Genomic DNA, 6,683 nt, shown 5'->3' with positions numbered 1-6,683 from the left:
CCTGGGCGCCGCGATCGTCGCGGGCAACGGCCGGGCGGGGCTCGCGGCCCACGCGGCGGCGGTGGTGGCCGCGGCGGCGTACGGGGACGCGGTGAGCGCGGCGGCGCGGTCGCTGGGGCGCGGGAACTGAGCCCTGTACCCCCGTGGCTGCCGGGGGCTCCTTCAGTGCCTCCGTGCGCCGCGAACATCCGTGCCCGCGTTCATCCAGGTGGGTGAGGTGCGGGGGCTTCCGGGCCGCGTCGGCGGTGCCACCCGCGCACCCGGGGGTTCCCGGAACGGCCTTGCGTGCTGGCATCCTTGGCAGTGCATGACGTACGCGCAGGGATCCCGGCGGTTCACCCCCTCCGCACGATCCTTCTGTACTTTCTTCGTGACCGCCCGACCCCGAACCAGGAGCAACGGCCACGTGACCCCCGTGAGCAGCCACTCACCGCACGGCCAGTCGCCGCTGCGCACCGTGCAGGTACTGGGCGGCGGCAACGCCGGCAGCAGCGTGCACGTGCGGTCGCTGGCCGCGGGGCTCGTCGCGCGGGGCGTGCGGGTCACGGTGTGCGCCCCCACGGAGGCCGATCACCTCTACGACTTCACCGGCGCCGGTGCCGAACACGTGCCCGTGCCGCGCAGCAGCGACCCCGGTTCCGTGGCCGCGCTCAGGGCGGCCTGCGCGGACGCCGACCTGGTGCACGCCCACGGGCTGCACGCGTCCTTCCGTGCCGTCCTCGCCCTCGGCGGCCGACGCACGCCTCTCGTCGTCACCTGGCACGACCGGGCCTACGCCGAGGGCGCCCGCGCCCATCTCGTACGGCTGCTGGAGCGGCGCGTGGTCAAGGCCGCCTCCGTGGTGCTCGGCACCACCTCCGCGCTGGTGGACCGGGCCCGGCGCACCGGGGCGCGGGACGCCCGGCTCGCCGCCGTGTCGCTGCCCCGGCCGCGCCGCGGCGCCGAGCAGGAGGGCGAGGACGCCGAGCGGCTCAGCCCCAAGGTGCGGGCCGAACTCGGCGCCACCGGACGCCCGTTGCTGATCGCCGTCGGCTCCCTCGACCGGTACCGCGGCTACGACGTGCTGCTGGACGCCGCCCGCGCCTGGCTCCGGCTCGACCCCGTGCCGCTCGTCGTCGTGGCCGGGGAGGGGCCGCTGCGGGGCGAACTCCAGCGCCGTATCGAGGAGGAGGCGCTGCCGGTGCGGCTCATCGGGCGGCGCGAGGACGTGCGGGAGCTGCTCGCCGCAGCCGACCTCGCCCTGCTGCCCAGCCGCTGGGAGGCGCGGTCCGTGCTCGCCCAGGAAGCCCTCCACGCGCGCGTGCCGCTCGTCGCCACCGAGGTCGGCGGTATCCCCGAACTCGTCGGCGACGCCGCCGAACTCGTCCCCTACGGCAACGCCAGGGCCCTCGCCGACGCGGTCGTACGGCTCCTCGGCGACCCCGGGCGGTGCGACGAACTCCGCGAGCGGGGCGTGCGGCAGGCGGCGACCTGGCCGAGCGAGGACGAGACGGTGGCCCAAGTGCTGAGCGTGTACGACGAGTTGACCCAGCACCGGCCGTTCATCTAGTGCCGGCTCACGGCAGGTGGCGGCGGGCGCGCAGGGCCAGGCTCAGGGCCAGGACCGCCTGCGGGTCGTCCAGGTCGGTGCCGAGCAACTCGCCGATGCGGGCGAGGCGGTTGTACAGGGTCTGCCGGTTCAGGTGCAGTTCGCGGGCCGTCTCCGCCTTGCGGCCCGCGTGCGCCAGATAGGTCTGGAGCGTCGGCAGCAGCGGTGGCTTGGAGCGGGCGTCGTGGTCGCGCAGCGGGCCGATCGCGCGGTCCACGAAGGCCGCCAGGTCCGGGTGGTCGCGCAGCCGCCACAGCAGCAGGTCGATGTCCAGGCGGCGGGCGTCGTACCAGGGGCGGTCGGTCAGACCCTGCGCCGCCGTCGCCGTCTCCGCCGCGTGCCTCAGGCTCGCCGAGGCCGCGGCCCAGCCGCCCGCGACCCCCACCACCACGACCGGCGGCAGCGCCCCCGGCCGCTGCATCCCCGGCCCGCTCCACCCCCGCCCGCAGCGCCGCCGCCACCCGGTCCGCGACCGCCGAGCGCTCCGACTCCGAGCGCAGCCCCAGCAGCACCAGCACCCTGCCCTCCACCGGCCGCACGCCCAGCAGTACCGGCACGCCCACCGAGGCCAGCTCCTCGGCGACCGCGCGGGCCAGCACCGCCCAGCCGCCGCCCGGCGCCAGCGCGTCACCGAGCCGCATCACCACCGGCAGCAGCGGACCGCTCCCCGGCTTGAAGCCCAGCACGCGGGCCTGCGCCGGCGCGTCCTCCGGGGCGATCCGGCCCTCGGCGAGGTCGGTCAGGAAGTCACCGCGCCCCCGCGCCGCCAGCTCCTCCTCCTGGCGTGCCTGCATCAGCACCACGGCGAGGATGCCCGCGGTCCGCTCGGCCGCGATCCGGTGCACCGGCGCCAGCGGACCGCGCACCGGCAGCAGCACCAGACGGGCGCGCACCGAGCCGGTGCCCGGACCCCCGCCCGGCACGTCGACCAGCACCGAACCCGAGGGCGGCGGCGTGTCCCTGCCGTGCTGGCCGCGCAGCCCCTCCCAGACCTGGAGCGGATCGGCGTTCTCCGGCCCCGAACCGGCCGCGTACAGCAACTGCCCGTCGGTGGTCTCCAGGAAGACCGGGTTGGCGCTGAAGTCGGCCAGGATGCTCAGCACTTGGGGGATACCGCCGCCGCCCAGCAGGGCCTCGGTGCACCGGCGGTGCACCTCCTCGGCGCGCTGGAGCAGCGCGTAGTGGCCGTTGACGATCTCGGTGTGGATCTCCTCGGTGACCGTCACGAACGGCACCTCGCGGTGCAGCTGGACCAGCGGAAGCCCGGTGGCACGGGCCGTGTCGACCAGGACGGCGGGCAGCCGCGTGAAGCGCGGACCCAGCTCCACCACCAGGGCGGCGATGCCGCGCTCGGCGAGCGTGCGGACGAAAGCGCGCAGCTCGGCCGGGCGCGTGCCGAGCCCGTAGCCCGTGGTCAGCAGCAGCTCCCCGCCCTTGAGCAGGGAGGCGATGTTGGGCACCTCGCCCGCGTGCACCCAGCGCACGGTGCGCCCGAGCCGGTCGGCGCCCGCCACGATCTCCGGGAGCCCGCCGCGCAGGCCGGGCAGCTCCAGCGCCCGCTGCACGGTGATCCCGGCGCCCTGGGTGTCGAATCTGCTGTCCTTGCCGCTGTCCATAGCCGGACGCTACCCGCGCCGAGGTGCCCCGATCACCACCGGGGCACCGGCGCGCGCCTGCTCAGGCCGGTTTGATGTTGTGGTTGAAGCGGAACACGTTGTCCGGGTCGTACTGCCGCTTGATCTCCGCCAGCCGCCGGTAGTTGTCCGCGCCGAGGCCCGCCACCACCCGGTCGTGGCCCTCCTCGCCGATGAAGTTGAGGTAGACGTCGCCCGTGCTCCAGGGGCGGGCGGCGGCGCGGACGTCACGGACCCACTGGACGCAGCGCTCGTCGTCCGCCGGGTCCTCCCACATCGCGAAGGGGTGCGTGGCCCAGGGCGCGTCGCGGTAGGGCACCGGGTACTGGTGCGGTCCGGTGGCGATGGCGCCTCCTTGCGGCCACACCACGTGGATCGTCCCCGACGGCACCGGCATCGACTCCACGCCCTTGCAGAAGGCGTCCACGTAGTCGTCCGGCAGCCCCGTCAGGTACTCCGCCGACCAGTAGTTCCGGAAGCCCGGCGGGTCGTCCAGCATGCGCTGCATCTCGACGTACGGGATCGGCCCGACCATCGCCGCCTCGTGCGGCAGCGCCAGCAGCGGCTCGGCCACCTTGCGCATCGCCGCCTCGGAACCGGCGTACGTCAGCAGCACCGCGGACAGCAGCCTGCCCTGCAGATGCGGCGGGCAGAAGTCCTCGGGCGGGCCGGTCAGGTACAGGACGCCGCCGCTGGCCTCGTTCGGGCCGGAGTCGATGACATCGCGGAAGGTGCGCACCAGCTCGCCGCCGTACTCCGGCAGGCACAGCAGGAACGCCATGGAGAACTCCGGCAGCTCGTACAGGTTCAGGGTGAGGGAGGTCGCCACGCCGAAGTTGCCGCCGCCGCCGTGCAACGCCCAGAACAGGTCCGGGTTCTCGTCGGCGCTCGCGTGCACCTGACGTCCGTCGGCGGTGACCAGCTCCACCGCGATCAGGTTGTCGACGGCCAGCCCGCACCAGCGGTCCAGCCAGCCCGAGCCGCCGCCGAGCACGAAGCCGCCGACCCCGGTGGTGGAGACCCGGCCGCCGGTGGTGACCAGCCCGTGCTCCTGCGTCGCGCGGTCCAGGTCGCCCATGGTGGCGCCGCCCGCGACCTTCACCGCCTCGGCCGCCGGGTCCACGGTCACCGCGCGCATATGGCGCAGGTCGATGACCAGCCCGCCGTCGTTGAGCGCCGAGCCCGCCACGCTGTGGCCGCCACCGCGCACCGCGATCGGCAGGTCGAGATCGCGGGCGAACCGCACCGAGCGCACCACGTCCGCCTCGTCCACGCACTGGGCGATCACGGCGGGACGGCGGTCGATCATCGCGTTGAAGACGATGCGGGCGTCGTCGTAGCCGGGGTCCCCCGGAGCGAAGACATCACCGCTGAGATCCTCGCGCAGCGCGGCGAGCGCCGCGCCCGCCTTCGAAGGGGTAGCCATGGCAGGCCCCCTTTCCGGGAAGGGGGAATGGTTCGATTTCCAGCGTAGGCGGGCGCGGGCCGACCGGCTCGTTCAGCCGAACGGCCTACCAGGCGCGCATCGGCTCCCCGCTCACGAGTTGCGAGACGAACCCGTTCGGCCCCTCGGCGGGCTCCCCGAGCACGGTGACCCGGTGCATCACGCGCTCGACGTCGAGATGGGCGAAGTCGGTCGGGGCGAGGTGGCAGGTGCTGCGGTTGTCCCAGAAGGCGATGGAGCCGGGCTCCCAGCGGAAGCGGACGGTGTACTCGGCGCTGGTCAGATGCTGGAAGAGCAGGTCCAGCAGATGGCGGCTCTCCAGTTCGGTGAACCCGGTGATCCGGGTGGTCGAGCCGGGGCTGACGAAGAGCGCCCGCTCGCCGGTCTCCGGGTGGACGCGCACCACCGGGTGCACGGCGACCTGCGGGTCCTCGCAGTACAGCTTGAGGATCTCGCGGTCCCGCGGGTCGGAGTGGCGCAGGTGCACGGCGGTGAAGAAGGCGTGCTCGGCCGTCAGCGAGTCCACGAACTCCCGCAGCGGCGCCGACAGGCCCTCGTAGGCGGCGACCGTGTTGGTCCACTGGGTGTCACCGCCGAAGGGCGGGGTCTTCTCGGCGCGCAGGATGGACAGACTGGGCGGGTTGACCGCCTGGGTGAGATCGCTGTGCCAGCCGGCCAGCGGGGAGAGCCATTTGCGGCGGTAGTGTTCCTCGAAGTCGGCGCCGTAGCGTTCCACGTCCCGTTTGGGGTCGACGGTGAGGATCTCCGGGTGGCCCTCGGGGTGCAGACCGTGCTTCTTGCCGGGGCGCCGGGTCAGCGCGCCGAAACGGCTGCCGAAGGCGATGTGCTGGGCGTGGCCGATGTCCTGCTCGCGGAAGAAGACGACCCGGTGCATCAGCACGGCCTGGCGGATCTCGGCGACCGTGGCGTCGTCGAGTTCCTCCCGCAGGTCGACCCCGGTTATCTCGGCGCCGATGCGCCCGGCGACCTGCTGGACGGTGATTCTGCTGAGCTGCGCGGTTCCGTTCATGTCTGTGCCCTTCCTGATGGATGGCCGATGGTGCTCAGGACACCTGCGCCGCCCACTGCGTCCACAGCGGGAGCAGGAGCAGGGCCACGAGCGAGGACTTGACGACGAGGGAGGCCGACAGGTCGACCCCGACGTCGTAGCGCTGGGCGAAGATGAACAGGTTCTGCGGCGCGGGCATGGCGGCGATCAGCACCAGGTAGCCGAGCCAGTCGCCGTCGACCCCGAAGAGGTGGTGGCACACCGCGTAGGTGATCAGGGGCAGCGCGACACACTTGAAGGCGATGATCCACATCTCCTCCCGGGTGGTGCCGCGCAGATTCAGCCCGCTGCCGCCCAGGTGGAGCCCGAGGGCGAACAGCGCCACCGGGGAGGCGCTGTCCCCGACGAAGGCGAAACCGTCCAGGACGACCCCCGGCACCCGCACGGACAGCAGGTTGAGCAGGATGCCCGCGTTGCAGGCGATCACCACCGGGGTGAGCAGGGAGGCGGTCACGGCCGAGCCCAGCCGCCGGGCCGGACCGCCCGGCCGGTCCGGACGCCCCAGCTCCATGATCGAGATGACGACCAGGGACAGCACGCACACCTGGAACAGCAGCACCGGGAAGATCGGCGCCGCGTTGCCGTACAGCATGATGAACACGGGCACCGCGAAGTACGCCGTGTTCACCTGCACGGCCGCCATGATCCGCAGCGCCACCCCGCGCGGGTCGCGCACCCCGGTGGCCGCCGCGATCGCCCCGGTGAGCACGACGGCGGCCCCGGCCGCGGTCGCGTAACCGGCGATGGCACGCCAGTCGAACAGCGCGCCCAGATCGCTCGCGTAGATGTTGCCGAACAGGAAGCAGGGCACCGCGAAGAGGAAGGCGTAGTCCGCGAAGACCTTCGAGCTCTCGGCGGGCACCACCTTCCGCCGGGCGAACACGACCCCGCAGCCGAAGGCCAGCACCACCGGTACGAGCTTCTCCAGAGCCGAAACAGCTCCCATGC

General features: G+C 73.5%; 4 protein-coding genes and 1 pseudogene. 1 reads left to right on the top strand and 4 read right to left on the bottom strand.

Translation table 11 applies throughout. The features are described 5' to 3' along the window. Window positions 1–406: 406 nt before the first annotated feature. Entirely contained in the window at window positions 407–1,549 is a 1,143-nt protein-coding gene (locus tag GA0115233_RS33840; protein WP_093724162.1) for a glycosyltransferase family 4 protein, read from the top strand. 7 nt (window positions 1,550–1,556) lie between these two features. On the opposite strand, the pseudogene GA0115233_RS33835 reads toward GA0115233_RS33840, so the two are convergent. The 4 genes and pseudogenes from GA0115233_RS33835 to GA0115233_RS33820 form a co-directional block, all read right to left on the bottom strand. After that, window positions 1,557–3,204: pseudogene (locus tag GA0115233_RS33835) on the bottom strand (PucR family transcriptional regulator). A gap of 61 nt (window positions 3,205–3,265) precedes the next feature. Next, window positions 3,266–4,648, bottom strand: a complete 1,383-nt coding sequence (locus GA0115233_RS33830; protein ID WP_093724161.1) for an FAD-binding oxidoreductase — start codon at window positions 4,646–4,648, stop codon at window positions 3,266–3,268. A gap of 85 nt (window positions 4,649–4,733) precedes the next feature. After that, window positions 4,734–5,696: a TauD/TfdA dioxygenase family protein gene (locus GA0115233_RS33825; RefSeq protein WP_093724160.1), complete on the bottom strand. Its 963-nt coding sequence runs from the start codon at window positions 5,694–5,696 to the stop codon at window positions 4,734–4,736. Between the two features lie 34 nt (window positions 5,697–5,730). Next, a complete protein-coding gene (locus GA0115233_RS33820; protein ID WP_093724159.1) occupies window positions 5,731–6,681 on the bottom strand; it encodes an AEC family transporter in 951 nt (316 codons plus the stop codon). Window positions 6,682–6,683 lie beyond the last annotated feature (2 nt).

The organism is Streptomyces sp. DI166 (genome assembly GCF_900091315.1).
Classification (GTDB): domain Bacteria; phylum Actinomycetota; class Actinomycetes; order Streptomycetales; family Streptomycetaceae; genus Streptomyces; species Streptomyces fuscus.
The sequence above is the reverse complement of the archived record's forward strand: the minus strand, read 5'-3'. Positions and strand labels throughout refer to the sequence as shown.

Excerpts from the sequence above, each read along its gene's own strand:
- GA0115233_RS33830 (WP_093724161.1), bottom strand. The coding sequence starts at position 4,648 with ATGGCTACCCCTTCGAAGGCGGGCGCGGCGCTCGCCGCGCTGCGCGAG.
- GA0115233_RS33825 (WP_093724160.1), bottom strand. The coding sequence starts at position 5,696 with ATGAACGGAACCGCGCAGCTCAGCAGAATCACCGTCCAGCAGGTCGCC.
- GA0115233_RS33820 (WP_093724159.1), bottom strand. The coding sequence starts at position 6,681 with ATGGGAGCTGTTTCGGCTCTGGAGAAGCTCGTACCGGTGGTGCTGGCC.